Genomic DNA, 20,694 nt, shown 5'->3' with positions numbered 1-20,694 from the left:
ATAAAGACACTGTCCAAAGTAAGGCGTATTTCTGAGGAGAGCCCTAAATACTAACAAGGAGAAAGCTAAATGAAAGTACTAGTAATCTGGCGGCTACTCACTGTTGGCGGAGTAAATGCTGGATGGCGAAATCGCTCAATCTATTTCAAGAAACATGGTATTGATACTGAATTTCTTTATACAACAGATCATGGCGGGCTCCACATTATGCAGGACATAGCTCCTGTGTATTTAACCAAAGATGAAAAAAAAATTATAAAAATTATCCAAGAACACGATTATGACGCCGTCATTATTGTTGATACAGGTGCTGCCTACAAATGGCTTCGGAAAGCCAACTTTCAAGGCCCAGTTATTGTAGAAGCACGAACACCAGAGCTAATCAAGCTTACCCCTCACGTAAAATCGTTTAAAGGAATTCAGCCAGAATTAATCATTGTACCCTCCCAATATCAAAAGCGGTTAGTCTCCATTTTAACAAATGATGTCCCTATTGAAGTAATATACAATGGCGTAGATACGACCTTTTTCCGAGCACTATCGTCCAATGAAATTGATTTTCAGAGTACACCCGTACTTCCAAAAGATAAAAAGATTATCGGCTGGATTGGCAGATTGGACAAACGTAAAAACTGGCCGATGCTGCTTGAAGTGGCAAAAAAGATAAAAAGTGAACGTCAGGATATTGAAATTTGGGTAATCGGTGGCGCGCAAAGTGTGCAGCGCGAAGAATTTGCTGCCGCATGGCAGGAAGAGAATCTCACCGATATCATAAAATGGTTTCCTGTTATACCATATCAGCAAATGCCGCATGTTTATGCGAAAATTCGTCAATCTGGCGGTTGTACGCTTGCGACCACAAAATCAGAATCTTTCGGAAATACCTTTATTGAATCGATGACCTGCGGTGTTCCAGTGGTGGCCTCTAGAATGATGCCTGTAACTGAATTAGTAGTGGATGGGGAGACAGGCTTACTTTATCGTGGACAAAATGTCGATGATGCCGTTAATCAAATATACGGAATCATCGATCAACCAGATCGTTATCAACAAATGTCTCAGGCAGCAATTAATCGAGTGCAACAGAATTTTTCTATTCAAACAGTAGCCGATGCCTATGTTAATTTATTGAAAAGCATTGTCCAAAAGGATTCAGAGGTAGAAGGGGCGGTGGATAGTCCATGATTACCCCCATTTCCTATCAAAAAACATTAGAGGGGAAATCCAATGCACATTTAATGACCTTTAGTGATGGAAAGGACTATGTGGTAAAGTTCTTTCAGCCGGGTTTTGAAAGAACCTTACCTAATGAATGGGTCTCGTATTGTTTGGCGCGCTACCTCGACCTTCCAATTCCCTTTGCCCGCATAGTAGAAATACCACAGGAATTTATTACGCAAGTCCCTGAACTGAACGTCATGCAGCAAACTCAATTTCAATTTGCCTCATTATATGTCCCCGATTGTTTGGATGGACATCAAACTCCAAATATTTCCGGAATCCATAATCACCAGTCATTAGCAGGTGTCATTTTATTAGATTACTGGTTATGTAACCGGGACCGGACTCGCAAAAACATTATCTTGTGTGAAGAAGTAGATGAAACATACCACTTATGGATCATTGATCATGCGGAGATATTCGAATCTTACAATTGGAACGAGAATGATTTAGATAATCTGTCTGAGCAAATTCTGAAAAGTGCCACACACCAAATCATGGCGAAATTTATTGAATCCGAAGATAGTTTTACAAACTATATGGAACTGATTCAAACCATTCCCATTTTTTTAATCGAGGAAATTATATCAATGATACCAGATGATTGGATGGTTTCTAAGGAGGAAAAAAAGGCAATGGTTAGCGCCTTAGTAACAAGACGTAAGAGCATCCTTCCACACCTCATGCAGAGATTTTTGAAGAAAATTTATCGGCCGTTACATGTAAATAATTAGTCGTGCTTAAGGCACATATAAGAACAATTGTCTATTCCAAGTAACTGATTATTCATATACTAAAGTAATTCGTTATAACGAAAATATCTGACTGGTGATCTAGAATGGGTTCTTCACTCAAATTCAAATTGGGAATAATCTATCGAGAACCCTTTGATTGCCGTCAATGGAAGGAGGGAGTTTAATGGCAGCTATACAAAAAAGTGTAGATTCTTCAAGCTTAGCTGAGGTAATTGACCGTATATTGGATAAAGGTGTGGTTATTGACCTTTGGGCTCGTGTTTCCCTGGTGGGCATCGAACTACTTACTATAGATGCTCGTATTGTTATTGCCAGTGTTGACACTTGGTTAAAATATGCTAAAGCAGTGGGGCTTCTTAAAGATCATCATCACCATCACCCACCCCCTTACCCTCACGGAGAAGAATCCGGGTTAGAAGCTGCGCTATAAATAGTTTTATAGGGAGGAGCCAAGGCTTAATATTGCCTTGGCTCCTTTATTAAAAAATATTTTGTACAAAGGAGGAAGGATCTTGGATCAGTCAAGCAATGAAAGGAAGACGGGATTTGTGAAAACTGCTTTTTTTGAGGACATTATTGAGAGAACTCTTCACTACTTAGAGGCTGGGTTCCCAGTCCATTTTGTTGGTCCATCTGGGGTTGGAAAAACAAGCTTAGCAAAATATACTTCCCATCTTTTAAACAGGCCAGTCACAGTTATTCGTGGTCATCATGAATTGTCAAATAGGGATTTGATAGGACATTTTGTTGGATTGAAAAAGAAAGAAGTAATCGATAATTATATCCACTCAGTTTATAGAAGAGAACAAGAAATAAGCCCAACTTGGGTTCAAGGGCAACTAATTGAGGCAGTTATAAATGGCCATGTTGTTATTTATGATGAGTTTTCACGTTCCCGCCCTGAAACGAATAATATATTTTTATCACTTTTAGAGGAAAAAGTTCTTCCAATTTACGGGAAAGGGAAAGCTTCTTTTATAAAATGTCATCCCAACTTTTCCATCATTTTTACAAGTAACCCCGATGAATATGCAGGTACCTTTCACGCACAGGATGCTCTTTTGGATCGACTCATAAATATAAATGTAGATTCCTGCGATAAAGAAACAGAAATGGAAATTATCCATCAAAAAACAGGGATTGACTATCCTCAAGCAGAGAAGATTGTGGGACTTGTTTCTAGCTTAAGGTCATATGGGAATAGTTTTTCTCCTAGTTTACGAGCTTCATTAATGATTGCCACCGTTGCTACCAAAGCAAATATCCCAATTATTCCAAAGGATAAAAACTATCAGGCACTTTGCCTTGATGTATTGACAAGGCCACTGAGGCAAATTTTTCCGGAAAAGAATCGGGTGGAGATTCAGGAGCTAATTTTACAGGAAGTGCATAGAAAGGAAGAGCACCAATGAGTTCAAAAAATGGGGTGTATGTTTTTTGTGTAATACCTGAAAAGGAGCTAAAGCAGTTTGGTACGGTTTGTTTAAACGGAGAAGTAGGAGAGATATATACGGTTCATCACCAAAATGCTGCTATGGTGGTGACAAAGGTAACAGGTGAAGTTTTACCAGATCGACTTAACCTCTTTGCGCATCAACAAACTATTACGAACATTATGAAGCAATATACTTTAATACCCATGAGCTTTGGGAATGTGTTTCATTCTGAGGAGGATGTGCTCCTTATTGCAAAGCATTTAAATCCTGAATTTGAAAAACTGTTTTTACAGCTAAAGAATAAGATTGAGGTAGGATTAAGGGTCATAGCAAAACAGGAGTGGATTGACCAAGAAATGAAAAATGACACCGTATTAAGTGAGTGGAAAGCTGGTAAAAAGGATATTTCAAATCCAGCGACTTTTTATGACCAAATTGACTTAGGTGAGCGTGCACAAAATCTGGTATTACATCTTCAGAACAGGGTAGAGGAAGAAATATATGGTCCCTTAATAGAGTTAGCAGAAGCTGGAAAGCTAAATCAAACCATTCCAGGTAAGATTCTATTGAATGCAGCCTTTTTAATCGACCGGAATAACGAAGGAGCCTTTGACCAACGGGTTAATGATTTATATGAATCTTGGAAGAATCAGGTGGACTTTAAATATTCAGGGCCATGGCCTGCCTATAATTTTGTTAATATTCGTTTAAGGATAGAAGGGAAATTATGATTCATAAATTGTTTACTTTACCTATCCGTTCATTAATCAAACTTGGAGAAAAGATTCAAGAAGAGGTAGATCAAGAACTGTACGATTTACCGTTTTTGCAACAGCAGCTAGTTGAATTGCATATGATGTTCGAGCTGGAGGAAATTGATGAAGAGTCCTATTTAGTGCAGGAGCAAGAATTACTTAGACGATATAAGGTAGCTAAAGAAAGAGAAAAAAATGAGCGATGAAATGCATAGAGGATTGGTTTGAAAGGAGGAGGCATTATGTCTTATACAAGAGTCATGACTGATTTTATATATATATATGGTGTCATTTTAGCAGAGGAACTTCAATATTCAGAGGTTCCTTCTATACTGGGAATAGATCATAAGGAAGTGACATTTAAAACATTTAATAATTTAGCAGCTGTTATAACCCCTGTCAGTGCTCAAAATTATTCTCAACAACAAATTGATCTTCTGTTAAAAGATGCAGAATGGCTTAAACAAAGAGCCTTTCACCATCATGAAGTCATTTCTATTATCCACCAGCATTATTCAGTCCTCCCAATGTCCTTTTGCACCATTTTTCAGGATGAAAACAACTTAGAGAATTTACTAATAGAACAATATGATGTGATCCTTAAAAAGTTATTTAGCCTAAAAGGGAAACAAGAGTGGAATGTGAAGCTTTTTTGCCAGATTGATAGGACCCTGTCCTATGTTATAGAGAATAATACAGCCGTCGTTGAATTAAGAGGAAAATTAGCAACAATGCCCAAAGGAAAACAATTTTTAATGAAAAAAAAGCTTGAACATCTGATTGCTTCACAGATTGAATTAGAGCAGTCAAATTGGTGGCAGGAAATCAATGATGAACTTTCTCCCTTTGTCAATGATTTAAATCTAAGGCAAAATTGGGGGAAGGAAGTGACAGAACGGACAGATGAAATGATTGTCAATTGTGATTTTCTAATTGAAAAGGGCACCTCAGCCTATTTCTTAAACAAAATTCAAGAGCTTGAAGAATCATTTGAAGCGTTAGGCTGTGCCTTTCAGGTGACTGGGCCTTGGCCACCGTATCATTTTTCTAAAATGGAGAAGGAGACTAAGTAATGGAACAGAGGTACCAACTCCTAGAGAAGAAAGAAATGACGCTATTGGATCTTTTGGATGGAATTATTGATACAGGTGTAGTGGTTAGAGGGGAAATACTCATCTCTATTGCAAATATTGATTTAATTGTGGTCGACCTCAAGCTTTTGATTTCGTCCATTGAAAGTGCTTTTGGGAGCTATGAGCGAATAGAGGAGGCAAAAGGGAATGGAACGCTTACCGCTAGACTCAAGTAAAGTAGAGCAAGGGCTGGCTAAATTAGTCCTTACCATTATTGAATTGCTTCGTCAGTTAATGGAAAGGCAAGCAATAAGGAGAGTTGAAAGTGATTCATTGACAGATGAACAATTAGAGGAATTAGGATTAACATTAATGAGACTTGAGGAAAAAATGGAAGAATTAAAGATTATTTTTGGTTTAGAAAAAGAAGACCTCAATATTGAATTAGGTCCACTGGGGAAACTTTTATAAATCTGATGATAGGAGTGAGTTTATGCCCATTCAACATCCGACCCAATCATCCAATTTGTTAGAAGTGTTGGAGAAAATCCTTGATAAAGGAGTGGTTATTGCAGGTGATATAAAAATCTCGTTAGCAGATGTAGATTTACTAACAATTAAAATAAGGCTCCTTGTTGCATCAGTTGATAAGGCAAGAGAAATAGGCATGAACTGGTGGGAACACGATCCTTACTATTCTTCTAGAGGTAGAATAGCAGAAGAAGAGAATGCACAGTTACTTGAAAGAATCGATCGTTTAGAACATCTTATTGAGGCAAAAGCATTACCTCAGGAAGTGGAAGGGCAAATGTCCATAATAGAGCCAGTTGAAGAAAAAAAATTGCTCCTACCAGTTGAAAAAGAGCCACTCACATCTATGAAGAAGAGTGAGGAAAAAGAGTTTTTACAGGAGGTATTAGAGGAGCGGTATGTAAAAAAAGCAAGTGAAAATCATTCAAGTGGAACGGTTGCTGAAAAGTTATCAGAGAAGCATTCAGTACCAAAACAATCTCAAAAGCAAGATAAATCACAGGATAAAAACAAATACGAAAAAAAACATGGAAAGAGAAAGCCCCCTGAGAAACATTAGAACGTTTTTTACAATTAAGTGTATAGTATTTTAGGGAGTGGCTATGGGGCCACTTTTGTTTTTCCTTAATAGAAAAAAACCTTGATTTCTCAAGGCTTTGTGTAATTTCAGTATTGAAAGTTTAATAGATAGTTAAGGAGTTCACTACTCCTTCACTTTTTTCTTCTTTTTGTCTTTGTCCTTCTCTTTTTTCTTTTTTTCAGACTCTGAGAGTTGATTTATTAGTTTCTCATTTTGTTCTTTTAAATCAGCCAGTTCTGCTCGAACCTCAGCTTCAAAGCTTTCGATATAATTTGATAGGTCTGCTTCAATGGCGAATAAATGATTAACAATTTTAGCCCGAAGATCAGGCTCATGATTCTCTTGTTCAGTTTGTACCTCTGTCACTTCAGTAAGGACTTCTTGTTGTTCATTTATTACTTCAGCTGTTACTTCAGTTTGTTCCACTAGTTCCTCAGCTGCTGTTGTTGAAGGTAATGATTCAGTTTGGTTTAGTGCCTTCAAAAGCTCTTCCTTCAGTAAGATGTTCATCGATTGTAAAAAAGAGTCTATATCAAATGTATTCTCTTGAATGTTTTTATTTTTTTTACCCATTTTTCTACCCACCTTTTTATTTTTTTCAAAATATATAATGATTAATCCCCTGATTCTCACAAGTGACGGCAATAAGGGGTCCTACTAGATATATATTATGTAAAAGAGACGGACGAGCATAAACGAATATCATGAAAATAGAAAAAAGGGCTGTCTAACGCATTTTAAGTTTGCACTTTCCGACATAAAAACGCGAGAATTGTCTGTTTGTGCGCTTTCCCGAGGAATATTTACGAATGTTATGTTTTCAACTACTGCTGGAAATTGTTATATAATGGATGGGAATGTGGGGAATAATTTGCGAATTTTAAAGTAATTAAAGAATTTAAAGGAAATTTGTCGTAAATTTAGTTAGGGGGAAAATATTTATATGCGCAAGCACGTAATTGTCTATACAACAAACGATTGTATTGAATGCACGATGGTGAAGCAGGTACTAACACAAGAAGGGATTGCTTTTGAAGCAAGAAACATTTCGACTAATGCCGAATATCAAAAGGAAGTGGAGAAATACGGCTATCTGGGCGTTCCGGTAACAGTGTTTGAGGGTCGTGCAGTCAAAGGGTTTACAAACGAATTGAAAGAACTTATCGATTTAGTTAAAAATAAAAAGGCATAAATCCTTTACTATTTTTTAAAATAGGATTATGATTTATGTAATTTCATAAGTGAATCTACTAGGGGTGCCCAGATTGCGGGCTGAGAGAAAACGGCAACGTTTTTAACCCTTCGGACCTGATCTGGGTAATACCAGCGTAGGAAAGTAGTCGAGTGAATGTTGATTAATTACTCTTTCTAACTAACCAGGTCCAATTTTTGGATCTGGTTTTTTTATTTTTAAATAAGGGGAGATTGTTGTGGAAACAAACAGATGGTTTGAGACATTGGAAAAAGTAAGAGAGGGTGGACCGCTAGTACATAACATAACAAACGTCGTCGTCACGAACTTTACAGCAAATGGATTACTTGCACTAGGAGCATCACCTGTGATGGCATATGCAGCAGAAGAAGTTGCCGATATGGCGAAGATTGCAAGTTCCGTAGTTTTGAATATTGGAACGTTAAACTCGCAGACAGTGGAGTCTATGATTATTGCAGGAAAAGCAGCCAATGAAAATAATGTTCCCGTTATATTTGACCCGGTCGGTGCGGGGGCCACACCTTACCGTACGGAGACTGCACAAAAAATCATGAAAGAGGTTCATGTTTCGGTAATCAGAGGTAATGCTGCTGAAATAGCTAATGTTGTCGGGGAGAACTGGGAAATTAAAGGTGTAGATGCCGGCGACGCAAATGGAAACATTGTTGAACTTGCCATATCTTCTGCACAGAAACTGAACACCGTTGTGGTCATAACCGGAAAAGAAGATGTCGTGACAGATGGAGAAACAACCTTTGTTATTGAAAATGGACATCCGATATTGACGAAGGTGACAGGCACTGGTTGTCTATTAACCTCTGTAATTGGTGCTTTTGCTGGTGTGGAAAAGGATTTGTTAAAAGCTTCAGTGACTGCGTTGTCTTTCTATGGAATTGCGGCAGAGAAAGCGGCTGAAAAAACAGCTGAACAAGGACCGGGAAGCTTTCAAATCGAATTTTTAAACCAATTATCAAAAACAACTTCTAAAGATATGAAGCAACTTGCGTCCATTAAAAAAATGAATGAGTAAATGGGGGGTTTTTTTATGAAAAAAGCGCTAACGATTGCAGGATCTGATAGCGGTGGTGGAGCAGGGATTCAGGCTGATTTAAAGACGTTTCAGGAATTAGAAGTATATGGTATGTCGGCATTAACAGCAGTAACTGCTCAAAACACATTGGGTGTGCACGGTGTTTTTCCCATGTCAGTGGAGGCTGTTGCCAAACAGATTCAAGCTATTGGGGAAGATATTGGGGCAGATGCCCTGAAAACAGGGATGCTGTTTAATGCAGAAATCATAGAGGCTGTATCGGAACAACTAAAGATTTTTCAATGGGAAAATGTCGTGGTAGACCCGGTCATGATTGCTAAGGGAGGAGCATCTTTACTTTTAAACGAAGCGATTTCAGCGATGAAAGCCTATCTTCTGCCTTTAGCCAAGGTCATCACGCCGAATATTCCAGAAGCGGAAGTGTTAACGGGAATGACGATTCAAACGGCTGAGGAAAAAAGGGAAGCTGCGAGAAAATTACATGCACTAGGAGTAAAAAATGTCGTCATCAAAGGTGGACATGACGGGAATGAAGACGATGCAGTAGATTTATTATTCGATGGGAAGGAATTCTACACTTTTACGAGCCAGCGAATCAATACGAAAAACACGCATGGAACAGGCTGCACCTTCTCAGCTGCACTAACTGCAGAACTGGCAAAAGGGGCTAGTGTATATGAAGCCGTTTTGACAGCAAAGAACTTTATTCAGGCAGCAATTGAAGAAGATTTAGAAATAGGGCAAGGACATGGACCAACTAACCATTGGGCATATCGGAAAAGAAAGATCGGAAAAGAGGGTACCCCTTTATGACAAATTTACGAAAAGCGCTAAGTGTTTATTTTATTATGGGTAGCAATAACTGCTTAAAGGACCCTGTTGAGGTATTAAAGGAAGCCATTGCTGGGGGCATAACCTTTTTTCAGTTTCGTGAAAAGGGCGAAGGGGCTTTAACTGGCGTTGAAAAATATTCACTCGCCAAAAAACTCCAAAGCATATGTCGGGAGAATCACATTCCATTCATTGTGAATGATGATCTTGAACTTGCACTTGAATTAAATGCGGACGGTGTACATATTGGACAGGAGGACGAATCTGTAAGAACAGTAAGGAGTAAAATTGGTGACAAGATCTTGGGTGTTTCTGTTCATACAAATGAAGAAGCTACTGCAGCCTTACGGGATGGAGCGGATTATTTTGGTATTGGACCTGTTTTTCCAACCACCACAAAGGCAGACGCCAAACCATCACGAGGAACGACACTTATTGAAGCATTACGCAGTGAAGGATTCACCATCCCGATTGTGGGAATTGGTGGAATTACGATTGAAAATGCTTGTTCTGTTGTTGAAGCAGGGGCAGATGGCGTTTCCGTGATTACCGCTATCAGTCATGCAGATTCGCCGTTAGAAGCTGCAAAAGCATTAAGAAAAAATCTAGTTGCCTTAGAGGGTCAGGAGTGATGAGTGAATGAAGAAAACACAAAAGCTTACTTTAACTGCCATGATGATTGCCATTGGAACCATGTCCAGTAATCTCTTTTATATTCCCATAGGATTTACCAAGGTATTTCCTATTCAACATTTTCTGAATGTGCTGTCAGCGGTTCTTTTAGGACCTTATTATGCTGTTGCACAGGCCTTTTGTGTTTCATTATTAAGAAACGTTAGGGGAACAGGTTCCCCGTTTGCCTTTCCAGGCAGTATGGTCGGAGCGTTGCTCGCATCTCTATTATTCTTGAAAACTAGAAAAATCTATCTAGCGTTTTTCGGTGAAGTAATCGGGACAGGAATCATAGGTGCCATACTTTGCTATCCAATCGCTACACTATTACTTGGACAAAAAGCAACATTATTTGGGTTTATCCCTTTGTTTATTTTTAGCTCATTTGCAGGTGCATTGATTGGATTTGTGATTTTAACCGTATTTTTACGGAAAAAAGTGGTGAAGATTGAGGCAACCCAAGCCAAAATGTAAGGTGGTACGCACTATGAGGAATGAAATAGCGGAGAAAATTGAAGTTGAGGTTGAAGCGAGAAAAGATGAACTTCTTGAATTGCTAGCCAAACTAGTCGCTTACCCTACAGTAAGCCCTCCAGCCCGAAATACAAATAAAGTCCAGGAATTTATTAAAGTTTACTTAGAGGATTTGGGCTTCAAGACAGATAAATGGGATGTATATCCTGGAGATCCTAATGTAGTGGGCATTTTGCGTGGGGAGGCTTCTAATCAATATAATAGCTTGATTATAAATGGTCATGTGGACGTTGCTGAGGTGGGAGATGACAAGGAGTGGGAATCTTCTCCATTTAACGCTAGAATAAAAGATTCGTTTATATATGGTCGGGGTGTCGCTGATATGAAAGGTGGGATTTCGGCTTCACTCATTGCGATTAAGCTTTTAAAGGAAATGGGAGTTCCTTTGGGTGGTGATTTGCAATTTCAATCCGTCATCGGTGAAGAAGTTGGAGAGGCAGGAACACAGGCATGTATAGAGCGGGGGTATACCGCTGATTATGCAGTTGTGGTAGATACGAGTGATTTACATATTCAAGGACAGGGCGGCGTCATTACTGGTTGGATCACAGTTCAAAGCAAAGAAACCTATCATGATGGATTGCGGAGAAAAATGATTCATGCAGGAGGTGGCCTAAAAGGGGCCAGTGCCATTGAGAAAATGATGAAGATTATTGCGGGACTTCAGGAACTGGAGAGACATTGGGCTGTGACGAAAAGCTATGAAGGCTTTCCACCTGGCACCAATACAATTAATCCGGCAGTTATTGAAGGAGGCAGGCATGCAGCTTTCGTGGCTGACCACTGTGCATTATGGGTCACGGTTCATTTTTTTCCGAATGAAGACTATGAAGAAGTGATCAAGGAAATTGAACAACACATCGGTGCCGTCGCCGCTGCCGATCCTTGGCTTAGAGAGAATCCTCCAACTTTCGTTTGGGGTGGAAAATCTATGATAGAGGACCGTGGTGAAATTTTTCCATCATTAGAATTGGATCCGGATCAATTAGGAACCAAGATATTAACGGAAGCCTATGAAAAAATGATAAACTGCACGCCGACGATTGGGATGTCTACGACCGTTACTGATGCTGGATGGCTCGGACGGGCAGGTATTCCAACCGCCATTTTTGGACCAGGTAAATTGGAAGATGCGCACGCTGTAAATGAGAAGGTCGAAATTCGTCAATTATTAGACTTTGCAAAAGTAATAGCTAAGTTTATCGCGGAATGGTGTAACACCAAGAAAGAGGGGCATCATGAAATTTTCTGAGAGACTTTTTCAAAAAGTACAAGATATTTGGGGAAAGACCCATGAGCATCCATTTGTTGTCGGGATGGGAAAAGGGGACCTTCCAGTTGAATCATTTATTCGTTACATGAAACAGGATTATGTGTTCTTAATTGATTATTCAAAGCTGTTTGCTTTAGCTACTGTGAAATCAAGAGATATTGAAACAATGGCCGCTTTTGCCAAGCTGTTGCATGAGACCTTACATGGGGAGATGGATTTGCACCGGGAATATGCCGCACGATTCGGGATTACACTTCAGCAGTTAGAAGAGACGTCGCCAAGTCCAACCAACCTTGCTTATACAAGATACATGCTACATGTAGCACAAAATGGCTCGCTTGAAGAATTAATTTCGGCGTTATTACCTTGTATGTGGAGCTATTGGGAAATTGGCAAGATGCTAGCTGAAGAATATCAAGGTGCTAGCGGACACTATCTATATGGTGAATGGGTAAAAATGTACTCTTCTAATGAATTTGGTGAGTTAGCTAAGTGGCTTATTAACTTACTAGATTCATTGGTAGAGGGAAAACCAGAATGGGAGTTAGCCATCTTGGAGCAGCATTTTTTGACAACTTCCCGCTTTGAATATATGTTCTGGGATATGGTTTACCAGGGGGGCGAGTGGCCTGTCTAATCTGTCAATGTTATCAATTAACAAACTCTCCTACTCATTCAATGGGGAACGAGGGGTTTTTGATCAGATTTCACTAGATGTTAACTCTGGAGAATTTGTTTCCGTCATTGGTGCAAGTGGTTCTGGAAAAAGCACACTTTTTAAGTTGATTACTGGATTATTGACACCGAAACAGGGTGAGATCCTAATCAAGGGTCAGCAATCTGGGAAAAGAGCAGGAAGTGTAGGTTACATGCCGCAAAAGGATTTGCTTTTACCATGGAGAACGGTAGTAGAAAATGTTTTGCTCCCAATAGAAATTGCAAAGGAAAGTAAACAAAGTAAACTACCAGAAGTCCGGGAGTGGCTCGACCGTTTTGGTTTAGCAGCTTATGAAAAAGCCTATCCGGGGGAACTATCTGGCGGAATGAGGCAGCGAGTAGCTTTCCTTCGAACGCTTATGACCGGGAAGGATCTTTTATTATTAGATGAACCGTTTGGAGCGCTTGATTCACTGACCAAAAGGAAAATGCATAGCTGGTTATTAGGGCTGTGGGGAGAGTTACAAAAAACGGTGTTGTTCATCACTCACGATCTGGAGGAAGCGATTTTATTAAGTGATAGGATTTATGTACTGAAAGGTGATCGAGGAGTTCAAGAGGTTAAAGTGAAGCTTCCTAGACCAAGAAACGCAGAACTGATTTACGAATCAGAGTTTATGCGGATGAGAAAAGAATTGGAGTGGCTGATTCAAGATGAAAACTAGAGTAAAAAAGTGGTCTGGGGATTATGGGTTGTTTTTACTGGTTGTGATCCTCCTTGTTAGTCTTTGGGAGTGGGTTGTAAGACAGGAATTCATACCAGCCTTTATTTTGCCATCTCCTTCAGCCATTTGGGCATCTTTGGTCGAAAATAGGGAGCTTTTGTTGGGGGAACACCTACCGGCAACCCTGAAGGAAGTCTTAATCGGTTTTGTGATTTCTGTTTTTGGAGGTGTGCTACTAGGAATTGGGATGCATTTTTCACGTCCATTAGAAAAAATTCTTTATCCTTTCCTAGTTGTCTCGCAAACAGTGCCGTTAATTGCGATTTCTCCCATCTTCATTATGTGGTTTGGCTATTCGATTTGGAGCAAGGTTGCGGTAACGATCCTAACAGCCTTTTTCCCCATCGTCGTTAGTACATATGATGGATTGAAATCTGGTGGAAATGAATACCGTGAATTACTTTCAACGATGGGAGCAAACCGCTGGACTATTTTTCAAAAAGTACAGGTTCCGATGGCTTTGCCTGTGTTTTTATCAGGCTTGAAATTGACAGTTGTTTACAGTGTAGTCGGAGCTACGATTGGTGAGTGGCTTGGTGCCAGTGAAGGGCTTGGGTACTTCAGCAGACGGATGTCAGGAAGTCTAAAGGCAGATGCCGTGTTTGCTGCCATATTTCTTTTATCCTTGCTAGGAATTGTCCTGTTTTTATTAATTGGTTTAGTAGAAAAGCAAGTATTGAAAAATAAATTTCGCAACTAAGAGAGGTATATATAATGAAGAAAAGTTTTTTGATCGTAATCAGTTTATTGATGTTGATGGTAAGTGCTTGTGGAAAAAACAATGAGAATGCTTCTGATTCGAAGGGATCAAGCGGGAATAATAAACTTGAGAAAGTTAGCTTAATGCTGGATTGGTATCCAAACGCTGTACACTCGTTTCTATATGCAGCAGAGGAAAAGGGATATTTTAAAGAGCAAGGCCTTGATGTAGATATTCAGATGCCTGCAGATACGAATGATCCGCTTAAATTGGTTGCTGCAGATCAAATCGATATGGCAATAAGCTATCAACCACAGGTTCTAGTTGCACGTGGCGAAGAGATCCCTGTTCAATCGTTCGGTGCGATTGTTCGACATCCACTTAATCAATTAATGGTTCCTGCAGATGGTTCTGTTCAATCACCAAAGGATTTAGCCGGAAAAACAATCGGCTATCCTTCGATCCCACTCGATGAAGCGATTGTACAATCGATGGTTAAGTCTGATGGTGGAGATGAGAAAAAGGTGAAAATGGTCGATGTAGGCTGGGACTTAATTCCTGCGATGGCAACAAAGAAAACAGATGCGCTTATTGGCGGTTATATCAACCATGAAAAGTTATTGCTAGAAAAAGAGGGACATCCGATGCGCACCTTAAATCCAGCTGATTTTGGTGTACCTGATTATTATGAATTAGTATTGGTGGCTAGTGAGAAGGGATTAAAAGCAAAACCAGAAGTGTTCAAGAAGTTTCTGACAGCAATTGGCAAAGGACAAAAGTTTGTAGCAGAACATCCAGAAGAGGGATTGGCGATTTTATTAAAGCATGAAGATAAGTCTTCCCCACTTGAGAAGGATATTGAAACAAAGAGCTTGGAAATGTTATTACCACTAATGGATGCAAAAGACCACCCATTCGGTTACCAAGATTCTGAAACTTGGAACAAGGTTGCGGAATGGCTAAAGGATAATAAAGTGATTAAAAACGAGGTAAACGCCGAGGAAGCGTTTAAAAATTTATAAGGTAATAGGTAGAAAAATGTAGAAGAAAAAATGCTGTTGGATTCGATATCCACAGCATTTTTTTAAAAATTATGTACAAAAGGTAATAAATACATATTATAGGTAATTTATGGGGAAGGTATTGTTTAGTATGTCATTTTTGGAGGTTATTATGGAGGAAAAAGGAAAACAGATTAGGCTCACATCGGGTGAGATTAGTCAACTATGGCTTCAATATTTAAATGACAGCTCTAGCATCTGTGTTCTTACTTATTTTTTAGAAAAGGCTGAGGATTTTGAAATTAAGCCTATAATTGAATTTGCTTTAGAATTATCAAAGTCACATATTCAAAAGATTACAGCCATACTAACAGAGGAAAAAAATGTTGTTCCATATGGTTTTAATATTGAAGAGGATGTTGATTTAACTGCGCCTAGACTGTATTCAGACAGTTTTGTCCTAAATTTTATTAACCAGATGTCAATGGTTGGACTTACAACATATGCTGGTAGTGTTGGAACCTCTGTAAGAAGTGATATTAGATCCTATTACATGGATTGCCTAACAGAAACCATGCAATTATATAATAGGTCAACTGAATTATTATTGTCGAAAGGATTGTTTTTCAGGTCTCCGAGCCTGCCTAATATAGAGAAGGTTGAATATGTAAAAAAGCAATGGTTTATGTTAGATGTGTTTGGAGAAAAAAGACCATTAGTTGCTGCGGAAGTTGAAAATTTATTTGCGAATCTGAAAAGAAATGCCTTGGGAGTCGCTGCTCTTACTGGATTTAGTCAGGTTGCCAAGGATAAGGATGTAAAACAATTTTTTTTAAAGGGTTTAGAAGTAGGTAATAAACATATTAATTTATTTAGAGGTAAGCTTGAGGAAAGTAAACTTCCTTCACCGATGGGTTGGGATTCAGAAATAACAAATAGTACAGCCCATACTTTCTCAGATAAACTGATGATGTTCTACACAAGTGGTTTAATTGCTTTGAGCGTTGGCTATTACGGTACAGCTGTCAGTCAAAGTCCTAGAGGAGATCTTAGTACAATGTATAACAGGCTTTCGTTAGAAGTACAGATGTATGCTGAAGATGGAGCTAATATCATGATTAAAAATCGATGGTTGGAACAGCCTCCAATGGCATCCGATAGAGATGAATTAGTAAGAAAAAAGAATTAATTGTAACTCACATGTACAGTCCTTATGCATTTAGCAGAAAGGGCTTTACATGTGAGTGAAGGGTAGGCTTCAAGAATATTGATGACGGAGGACATGATTAAAAATGGGTCCTGACAGCATCTTAACGAAATGATTGATAATAGAGCCGAGTGATAAGTGTCATTAGGTAAGCCGAATGTTGGGAATTCGGCTTTCTTTTTTTGTTAAGGAAGTTTATGATGGTGCTTGCGTTTCTGATTCCGATTCCATGTCCTTGGTAAAGGTCATCTCCAAAATAAATGACATTTTCGGCACGCCAATGTGGTTCTTGAGGGTTAAAATCTGGATTGTTGAAATGGAGAATGTCACCGGGTAAATAGTCGTCCCCAACTTTTTGATACATTTTCATATCCTCATCAAATTGCCAATCCATTAAATAAAGATTGCTAAAGAGAATGTCAAACCTTGAGCTACCTATAGAGTAAAGTGTGGCAATATATAAAACAATGGCAACTGCCGTGGAACATTCGAAGGCATAAAGAGACCCATTTTTTATGATATCTAAAATAGCTACTGAGGGTCTGATGTTGGGTTTTATGAGAAAGCCTCCATTATTTAGACGATTCCAATACTGTTTATTGCAAAAGGCATATTGAAAAGTAGTAAACTTGGCACCGCTTTTATCTTGTTGACGGGCAGCAGTCATTGTGTTCGTACGGAACGTCAATTCAAATTTTAGTTGATCTAGTGTGGCATACTCATAATTTCCACTATATTTCTCCATATATTCAATAATCGTTCTTTGTTCTTTGTTGGAAATGTGTGGAAATAAATCCGCTGGTTTCACACGCTGGTGATTAATAATAATCATATTTACCTCCTGTTTCTGTTTCCGCCAAATCACTTCCTTTTAAAAATATGAAACTTTGCCACAACAAATGACAGCATTAAATGGCACAACAAAAAAGGGTTGGATTTTATCCAACCCATATCCTTTAATTAGCTTTTTAGTAGTGCATGCTTTTGGTTTTTCATGAATTTGATGTACATGAGTAAAAATACGAATGCACTGATTAGCCGAAGCACGGTACTGATTTCCATTGATTTCTGCATGCCTGTTGTTTCTAATAGCCATATGCCAATTTGAGGGGCGATAAAGGCAACGAATGATAGGAGAACATTATAGGTAGTAATACAATATGTCCTTTTTTCCTTTGGTGACTGCTCCAACAAAAGATTGAACAACAGGAGCATCGTGCCCGAAACAAAAAATCCAGATGTCATGGCAACAAATGTTAAATAGTAAAGGTTCGTTGACAGTACATTTAAAATCGGAGCAGTTGCCATACCAACTGCTACCCAGACGAGCATAAGTGTATTTGATTTTTGTTCGGCCCATTTTTTCCATAAGGGAAACGAAAAGATTTGCACTAACTGGTTAGCGACAGAAAAGATACTGATCCAAAGAATCGTAGCGTGTGCATATTTTACGTTATAAATATTAAATAATCCCCATACCAACTGCCAAGTAAAATTAAAGCAAAGTGCAGATATTAGAAACCATTTGTACCCGTTATCCTTAAAAATAGACCAATCCATCAATGAATTTTGTTCCTTGTTTCTCTTCGGCTCCGCCTTTTCTTTATGCTTCAATAAGAAGAACACTTCTAACAGTCCAAAAACAAAAGCAATAAAGAATAAAAATTGATAAGCGAGTGCATTGTCTGTTTGTTTTTTCATGACGATACCGATAATCAGGGTGGTAACCATCCCTACAATGGTTAAAAGCCGATTTCTGTCACTAAAAAATGAACCTCTTCGTTCTTCGCTGATCATTCCACTTATTAGTGTTTGCCAACCAATGTTAGAAATGGTTCCTGGAACATTCATTAAAGCAACAATAATTAAAAATGCCCAGGCTTGATAGTCAGAAGTAACGAAAGCCACTCCAATCAATAATAAAAACATGATTCTAGCCCAAAAAACGGACATCGCTACCGTTCTTTTTTGCTGCTCTAGTCGATTTAATACAATCGCAGCAGGAATCGTGGTTAATAGGGCAACTAGCGGGGGGAGTGAACTAATAAGCCCAACCTGATAATTAGTAGCACCAAGAATAGAAATTGCAAAAATAGGAAAAAAATTACCTGCAAGATTCACAGCTATGGTTGACACCATTCCATGATAAATACTAATTTTTTCATTATATGTGCGCATGTGTCTTCACCGTTTCATATTTAATTATCTTTGTTATTATACAATCGATCAGGGTTATTTTGATGAAAAATAATTTAATATTTTAAAATAATTTTATTTAAGAACGTTGGAAACCGCAAAAGACAATGTTTGTAAGCTTTTTTTATCTACTCTCAAGGCACTATATTTAAAAAGTTTTTATTCGTTTGCTTTATCCAATTGTTTCTGTTATAGTTAAGAAGAATTATTTTTGTGGATCGGCAAGAGTGTTAAGTGAATATGCTTTCTGTCTTGAAGATTTGAGCAAGGATAGTACCAAAATGTGTGCACAGCACACAGCAGGAGGATACACAAATGGAACAAGGTAAAGTAAAATGGTTTAATGCAGAAAAAGGTTTTGGATTCATCGAGCGCGAAGGTGGAGACGATGTATTCGTACACTTCTCTGCAATTCAAGGCGAAGGATACAAATCATTGGATGAAGGTCAAGAGGTTACGTTTGAAATTGAAAATGGTCAACGTGGACCACAAGCGGTTAACGTACGTAAAGCATAATAAAAGCTTTATATAAATGAAAAAAGACTCTCTTGTAGAGTCTTTTTTTTGTATACATATGAAAGTATTAGAAATAAAGGAAGACAAACAAAAACCCCCGTTCTCATCGAAAGAACAGAGGTCATGAATCAATAAAGCAAATGGTAAAATCAGTATAACATAGAAAATAGAAAAGACCTACTTTTTCTGTAAAAAATTAAAAATTCGTCCAAAGCATCTTAAATGATGCCCATATTTGGCATCGCGATTAATGTTTTTCATATGAAATGATATAATCTACACATATACATAATGGAAGGAAGTGTGGAGTGGTGATCGAGCAGCCGCTAATAGAATTATCTGATCTAACACAATATATTCCGCCAAAGGGTGAGTTCGATACTTTTCGGGATGAGGACCATTATAAGGAAAAGCTTAAGGAATGGGGGCTTTCCTCAGCCAAGGAAGCAAAAAGGGAATTTTGGTACAAAGACCGGAACTACCAGCGTCTGGTATCCATTAAAGGTTATGAAACCTACGGGAGTGCTGCTGAACTAAATACGGTTGTCATTGAATTTAACGATGGCCAGTTGAGCTGTATCCACCCAGCCTATTTGAAGGAAATGCAGCAATCAAGCTTTGGTAAAGAAAGCTTATTGAATCTTGAGGATAATGACATACCGACAGTAGATAGTGGAGGCAAAGTAGAAAGTAACAAGGCAGAAGATCGTTCGCCTACTAGCAAAGAACTTCCGAAAAAAGAGGACGAGCCAAAGCCGAAGCAAGCAAAAGTGAAAGAAACAAAGCCGAAGAAAGAGAAGGCTCCCAAGCTCGAGTTGCCGGCTGATAAAGTACACTTTACTGCAACTGTTAAACAGTTTGCCTTGACTTACAATCCGTTCAATGAAGAAAACGATGAAGTGGTTGTCTTAGAGAATGTAAAAGTCATTCAGGACAATCCACTGGAAATTGGTTATGCATGGTGCAGTCACAGCAAAACCCTTAAAAAGTTTGAACTGGCCGTTGGAGATCAACTTGAATTCGACGGCAAAGTAGCGGCTAAGAAGTTAGCGAAGGGAAAAGATGTAGAGGAAGAATTTTTAGTTGATGTGCCGGTGCTTTACAAAGTGAATAATCCTTCAAAAATTGTTAAGAACTAGGTGGGACACTAGTTTACAAGAAATAGACGTGCAAATGGATGCACGTCTATTTTTTTAGGCTTTTTAAAGCTGTTTGCAGAATTTTCCTCTATGTTGATTTGAGCGGAAGTTGCGAGCTCCTCCAACATGGTATCGCCTTTCCTTCGTGGGCGCTCATGATATTCAAAGTCCTATGGCAAAAGCGAAGTATCAAGTCTACGTGCCCGAAGTGGCTGAAGGAAAGAGGAATGGGTAACGTAGAAGGTGTCTACGTTCCCGAAGTGGCTTCTGGAAAGGGAAATGGGTAACGTAGAAGGTGTCTACGTGCCCGAAGTGGTTGCTGTAAAGGGGAAAGGGTAACGTAGAAGTGTTCTACGTTACCGAAATGGCTGAATGAAAGAGGAATGTGTAACGTAGAAGCTATCTACGTGCCCGAAGTGGTTGGCGGAAAGGGGAAAGGGTAACGTAGAAGGTGTCTACGTGCCCGAAATGGTTGGCGGAAAGGGGCATGGGTAACGTAGAAGGTGTCTACGTGCCCGTAAAAAAGACGCATTCAGTACACAAACGGGTCTTATTGCTCAGAATTCTG

Annotated in this window: 25 protein-coding genes, 1 pseudogene and 1 riboswitch; of the genes and pseudogenes, 23 read left to right on the top strand and 3 right to left on the bottom strand. The window is 38.9% G+C overall.

From position 1 onward, the window contains the following. Positions 1-69: 69 nt before the first annotated feature. The 10 genes and pseudogenes from ABES03_RS22185 to ABES03_RS22140 all read left to right on the top strand — a co-directional run. Positions 70-1,185 carry a glycosyltransferase family 4 protein gene (locus ABES03_RS22185; RefSeq protein ID WP_430120781.1) on the top strand — a complete coding sequence of 372 codons (1,116 nt, stop codon included), beginning with the start codon at positions 70-72 and terminating at the stop codon, positions 1,183-1,185. Continuing rightward, entirely contained in the window at positions 1,182-1,955 is a 774-nt protein-coding gene (locus ABES03_RS22180) for a HipA family kinase (RefSeq protein ID WP_430120779.1), read from the top strand. Before ABES03_RS22185 ends, ABES03_RS22180 begins: the two co-directional genes overlap by 4 nt. A gap of 184 nt (positions 1,956-2,139) precedes the next feature. After that, positions 2,140-2,406, top strand: coding sequence for a gas vesicle structural protein GvpA (gene gvpA / locus ABES03_RS22175; protein ID WP_430120777.1), 267 nt, complete (start codon positions 2,140-2,142; stop codon positions 2,404-2,406). An 82-nt stretch (positions 2,407-2,488) separates the two neighbouring features. Beyond that, on the top strand, positions 2,489-3,388 hold the full coding sequence (gvpN, locus tag ABES03_RS22170; protein ID WP_430120775.1) for a gas vesicle protein GvpN: 900 nt from the start codon (positions 2,489-2,491) through the stop codon (positions 3,386-3,388). After that, positions 3,385-4,143, top strand: a complete 759-nt coding sequence (locus tag ABES03_RS22165; RefSeq protein WP_430120773.1) for a GvpL/GvpF family gas vesicle protein — start codon at positions 3,385-3,387, stop codon at positions 4,141-4,143. The genes gvpN and ABES03_RS22165 overlap by 4 nt, the downstream gene beginning before the upstream one ends. After that, complete coding sequence (locus tag ABES03_RS22160; protein ID WP_430120771.1) at positions 4,140-4,373, top strand: gas vesicle protein GvpG; 234 nt, start codon at positions 4,140-4,142, stop codon at positions 4,371-4,373. Before ABES03_RS22165 ends, ABES03_RS22160 begins: the two co-directional genes overlap by 4 nt. Before the next feature lie 36 nt (positions 4,374-4,409). Continuing rightward, complete coding sequence (locus tag ABES03_RS22155) at positions 4,410-5,240, top strand: GvpL/GvpF family gas vesicle protein (protein ID WP_430120769.1); 831 nt, start codon at positions 4,410-4,412, stop codon at positions 5,238-5,240. Then, positions 5,240-5,476 (top strand): gas vesicle protein, encoded by a 237-nt coding sequence (locus ABES03_RS22150; protein WP_430120767.1) that lies wholly within the window; start codon positions 5,240-5,242, stop codon positions 5,474-5,476. Before ABES03_RS22155 ends, ABES03_RS22150 begins: the two co-directional genes overlap by 1 nt. Next, the gene (locus ABES03_RS22145; RefSeq protein WP_430120765.1) at positions 5,448-5,711 is read left to right on the top strand and encodes a gas vesicle protein K; all 264 of its coding nucleotides are present in this window, start codon (positions 5,448-5,450) and stop codon (positions 5,709-5,711) included. Before ABES03_RS22150 ends, ABES03_RS22145 begins: the two co-directional genes overlap by 29 nt. 22 nt (positions 5,712-5,733) lie before the next feature. After that, positions 5,734-6,021 (top strand): annotated as a pseudogene (locus ABES03_RS22140) (gas vesicle protein); the annotation flags it as partial. A 453-nt stretch (positions 6,022-6,474) separates the two neighbouring features. On the opposite strand, the gene ABES03_RS22135 reads toward ABES03_RS22140, so the two are convergent. Continuing rightward, positions 6,475-6,924: a hypothetical protein gene (locus ABES03_RS22135; RefSeq protein ID WP_430120763.1), complete on the bottom strand. Its 450-nt coding sequence runs from the start codon at positions 6,922-6,924 to the stop codon at positions 6,475-6,477. A 370-nt stretch (positions 6,925-7,294) separates the two neighbouring features. Here ABES03_RS22135 and ABES03_RS22130 point away from each other — a divergent pair, with 370 nt between their 5' ends. The 11 genes from ABES03_RS22130 (at position 7,295) to ABES03_RS22080 (ending at position 16,257) form a co-directional block, all read left to right on the top strand. Next, on the top strand, positions 7,295-7,543 hold the full coding sequence (locus ABES03_RS22130) for a glutaredoxin family protein (RefSeq protein ID WP_430120761.1): 249 nt from the start codon (positions 7,295-7,297) through the stop codon (positions 7,541-7,543). 50 nt (positions 7,544-7,593) lie between these two features. After that, positions 7,594-7,703: riboswitch (TPP riboswitch) on the top strand. Between the two features lie 78 nt (positions 7,704-7,781). Further along, positions 7,782-8,594: a hydroxyethylthiazole kinase gene (gene thiM / locus ABES03_RS22125; protein WP_430120759.1), complete on the top strand. Its 813-nt coding sequence runs from the start codon at positions 7,782-7,784 to the stop codon at positions 8,592-8,594. Between the two features lie 15 nt (positions 8,595-8,609). Continuing rightward, positions 8,610-9,428: a bifunctional hydroxymethylpyrimidine kinase/phosphomethylpyrimidine kinase gene (gene thiD, locus ABES03_RS22120; RefSeq protein WP_430120757.1), complete on the top strand. Its 819-nt coding sequence runs from the start codon at positions 8,610-8,612 to the stop codon at positions 9,426-9,428. Next, positions 9,425-10,078 carry a thiamine phosphate synthase gene (thiE, locus tag ABES03_RS22115; RefSeq protein ID WP_430120755.1) on the top strand — a complete coding sequence of 218 codons (654 nt, stop codon included), beginning with the start codon at positions 9,425-9,427 and terminating at the stop codon, positions 10,076-10,078. The genes thiD and thiE overlap by 4 nt, the downstream gene beginning before the upstream one ends. A gap of 7 nt (positions 10,079-10,085) precedes the next feature. Next, positions 10,086-10,592: an energy coupling factor transporter S component ThiW gene (thiW, locus tag ABES03_RS22110; protein WP_430120753.1), complete on the top strand. Its 507-nt coding sequence runs from the start codon at positions 10,086-10,088 to the stop codon at positions 10,590-10,592. 13 nt (positions 10,593-10,605) lie between these two features. Then, the gene (locus ABES03_RS22105; RefSeq protein WP_430120751.1) at positions 10,606-11,904 is read left to right on the top strand and encodes an acetylornithine deacetylase; all 1,299 of its coding nucleotides are present in this window, start codon (positions 10,606-10,608) and stop codon (positions 11,902-11,904) included. Continuing rightward, positions 11,891-12,562 carry a thiaminase II gene (tenA, locus tag ABES03_RS22100; protein ID WP_430120749.1) on the top strand — a complete coding sequence of 224 codons (672 nt, stop codon included), beginning with the start codon at positions 11,891-11,893 and terminating at the stop codon, positions 12,560-12,562. Before ABES03_RS22105 ends, tenA begins: the two co-directional genes overlap by 14 nt. A gap of 7 nt (positions 12,563-12,569) precedes the next feature. Further along, the gene (locus ABES03_RS22095; protein WP_430120747.1) at positions 12,570-13,307 is read left to right on the top strand and encodes an ABC transporter ATP-binding protein; all 738 of its coding nucleotides are present in this window, start codon (positions 12,570-12,572) and stop codon (positions 13,305-13,307) included. After that, positions 13,297-14,067, top strand: a complete 771-nt coding sequence (locus ABES03_RS22090; protein ID WP_430120745.1) for an ABC transporter permease — start codon at positions 13,297-13,299, stop codon at positions 14,065-14,067. The genes ABES03_RS22095 and ABES03_RS22090 overlap by 11 nt, the downstream gene beginning before the upstream one ends. A 14-nt stretch (positions 14,068-14,081) precedes the next feature. Further along, positions 14,082-15,089, top strand: a complete 1,008-nt coding sequence (locus ABES03_RS22085; protein WP_430120743.1) for an ABC transporter substrate-binding protein — start codon at positions 14,082-14,084, stop codon at positions 15,087-15,089. A gap of 151 nt (positions 15,090-15,240) precedes the next feature. Further along, positions 15,241-16,257: a DUF3231 family protein gene (locus ABES03_RS22080; RefSeq protein ID WP_430120741.1), complete on the top strand. Its 1,017-nt coding sequence runs from the start codon at positions 15,241-15,243 to the stop codon at positions 16,255-16,257. A 121-nt stretch (positions 16,258-16,378) separates the two neighbouring features. On the opposite strand, the gene ABES03_RS22075 is transcribed toward ABES03_RS22080, so the two are convergent. Further along, positions 16,379-17,107: a protein-glutamine gamma-glutamyltransferase gene (locus ABES03_RS22075; protein WP_430120739.1), complete on the bottom strand. Its 729-nt coding sequence runs from the start codon at positions 17,105-17,107 to the stop codon at positions 16,379-16,381. A gap of 128 nt (positions 17,108-17,235) precedes the next feature. Next, a complete protein-coding gene (locus tag ABES03_RS22070; protein WP_430120737.1) occupies positions 17,236-18,453 on the bottom strand; it encodes an MFS transporter in 1,218 nt (405 codons plus the stop codon). A gap of 333 nt (positions 18,454-18,786) precedes the next feature. Here ABES03_RS22070 and ABES03_RS22065 point away from each other — a divergent pair, with 333 nt between their 5' ends. Both ABES03_RS22065 and ABES03_RS22060 read left to right on the top strand, forming a co-directional pair. Further along, positions 18,787-18,987, top strand: coding sequence for a cold-shock protein (locus ABES03_RS22065; protein ID WP_430120735.1), 201 nt, complete (start codon positions 18,787-18,789; stop codon positions 18,985-18,987). A gap of 308 nt (positions 18,988-19,295) precedes the next feature. Continuing rightward, complete coding sequence (locus ABES03_RS22060) at positions 19,296-20,126, top strand: hypothetical protein (RefSeq protein WP_430120733.1); 831 nt, start codon at positions 19,296-19,298, stop codon at positions 20,124-20,126. The last annotated feature ends 568 nt before the right edge of the window (positions 20,127-20,694 follow it).

This window comes from Neobacillus rhizosphaerae, assembly GCF_050477885.1.
Classification (GTDB): domain Bacteria; phylum Bacillota; class Bacilli; order Bacillales; family Cytobacillaceae; genus Neobacillus; species Neobacillus rhizosphaerae_A.
Note: the sequence above shows the minus strand (reverse complement) of the source record. Positions and strands in the feature narration are given on the sequence as shown.

Bases quoted from the DNA above. Each gene is read 5' to 3' on its own strand.
- ABES03_RS22185 (WP_430120781.1), top strand. From the start codon at position 70: ATGAAAGTACTAGTAATCTGGCGGCTACTCACTGTTGGCGGAGTAAAT.
- ABES03_RS22180 (WP_430120779.1), top strand. From the start codon at position 1,182: ATGATTACCCCCATTTCCTATCAAAAAACATTAGAGGGGAAATCCAAT.
- gvpA (WP_430120777.1), top strand. From the start codon at position 2,140: ATGGCAGCTATACAAAAAAGTGTAGATTCTTCAAGCTTAGCTGAGGTA.
- ABES03_RS22165 (WP_430120773.1), top strand. From the start codon at position 3,385: ATGAGTTCAAAAAATGGGGTGTATGTTTTTTGTGTAATACCTGAAAAG.
- ABES03_RS22160 (WP_430120771.1), top strand. From the start codon at position 4,140: ATGATTCATAAATTGTTTACTTTACCTATCCGTTCATTAATCAAACTT.
- ABES03_RS22155 (WP_430120769.1), top strand. From the start codon at position 4,410: ATGTCTTATACAAGAGTCATGACTGATTTTATATATATATATGGTGTC.
- ABES03_RS22150 (WP_430120767.1), top strand. From the start codon at position 5,240: ATGGAACAGAGGTACCAACTCCTAGAGAAGAAAGAAATGACGCTATTG.
- ABES03_RS22145 (WP_430120765.1), top strand. From the start codon at position 5,448: ATGGAACGCTTACCGCTAGACTCAAGTAAAGTAGAGCAAGGGCTGGCT.
- ABES03_RS22135 (WP_430120763.1), bottom strand. From the start codon at position 6,924: ATGGGTAAAAAAAATAAAAACATTCAAGAGAATACATTTGATATAGAC.
- ABES03_RS22130 (WP_430120761.1), top strand. From the start codon at position 7,295: ATGCGCAAGCACGTAATTGTCTATACAACAAACGATTGTATTGAATGC.
- thiD (WP_430120757.1), top strand. From the start codon at position 8,610: ATGAAAAAAGCGCTAACGATTGCAGGATCTGATAGCGGTGGTGGAGCA.
- thiE (WP_430120755.1), top strand. From the start codon at position 9,425: ATGACAAATTTACGAAAAGCGCTAAGTGTTTATTTTATTATGGGTAGC.
- thiW (WP_430120753.1), top strand. From the start codon at position 10,086: ATGAAGAAAACACAAAAGCTTACTTTAACTGCCATGATGATTGCCATT.
- ABES03_RS22105 (WP_430120751.1), top strand. From the start codon at position 10,606: ATGAGGAATGAAATAGCGGAGAAAATTGAAGTTGAGGTTGAAGCGAGA.
- tenA (WP_430120749.1), top strand. From the start codon at position 11,891: ATGAAATTTTCTGAGAGACTTTTTCAAAAAGTACAAGATATTTGGGGA.
- ABES03_RS22095 (WP_430120747.1), top strand. From the start codon at position 12,570: ATGTTATCAATTAACAAACTCTCCTACTCATTCAATGGGGAACGAGGG.
- ABES03_RS22090 (WP_430120745.1), top strand. From the start codon at position 13,297: ATGAAAACTAGAGTAAAAAAGTGGTCTGGGGATTATGGGTTGTTTTTA.
- ABES03_RS22085 (WP_430120743.1), top strand. From the start codon at position 14,082: ATGAAGAAAAGTTTTTTGATCGTAATCAGTTTATTGATGTTGATGGTA.
- ABES03_RS22080 (WP_430120741.1), top strand. From the start codon at position 15,241: ATGGAGGAAAAAGGAAAACAGATTAGGCTCACATCGGGTGAGATTAGT.
- ABES03_RS22075 (WP_430120739.1), bottom strand. From the start codon at position 17,107: ATGATTATTATTAATCACCAGCGTGTGAAACCAGCGGATTTATTTCCA.
- ABES03_RS22070 (WP_430120737.1), bottom strand. From the start codon at position 18,453: ATGCGCACATATAATGAAAAAATTAGTATTTATCATGGAATGGTGTCA.
- ABES03_RS22065 (WP_430120735.1), top strand. From the start codon at position 18,787: ATGGAACAAGGTAAAGTAAAATGGTTTAATGCAGAAAAAGGTTTTGGA.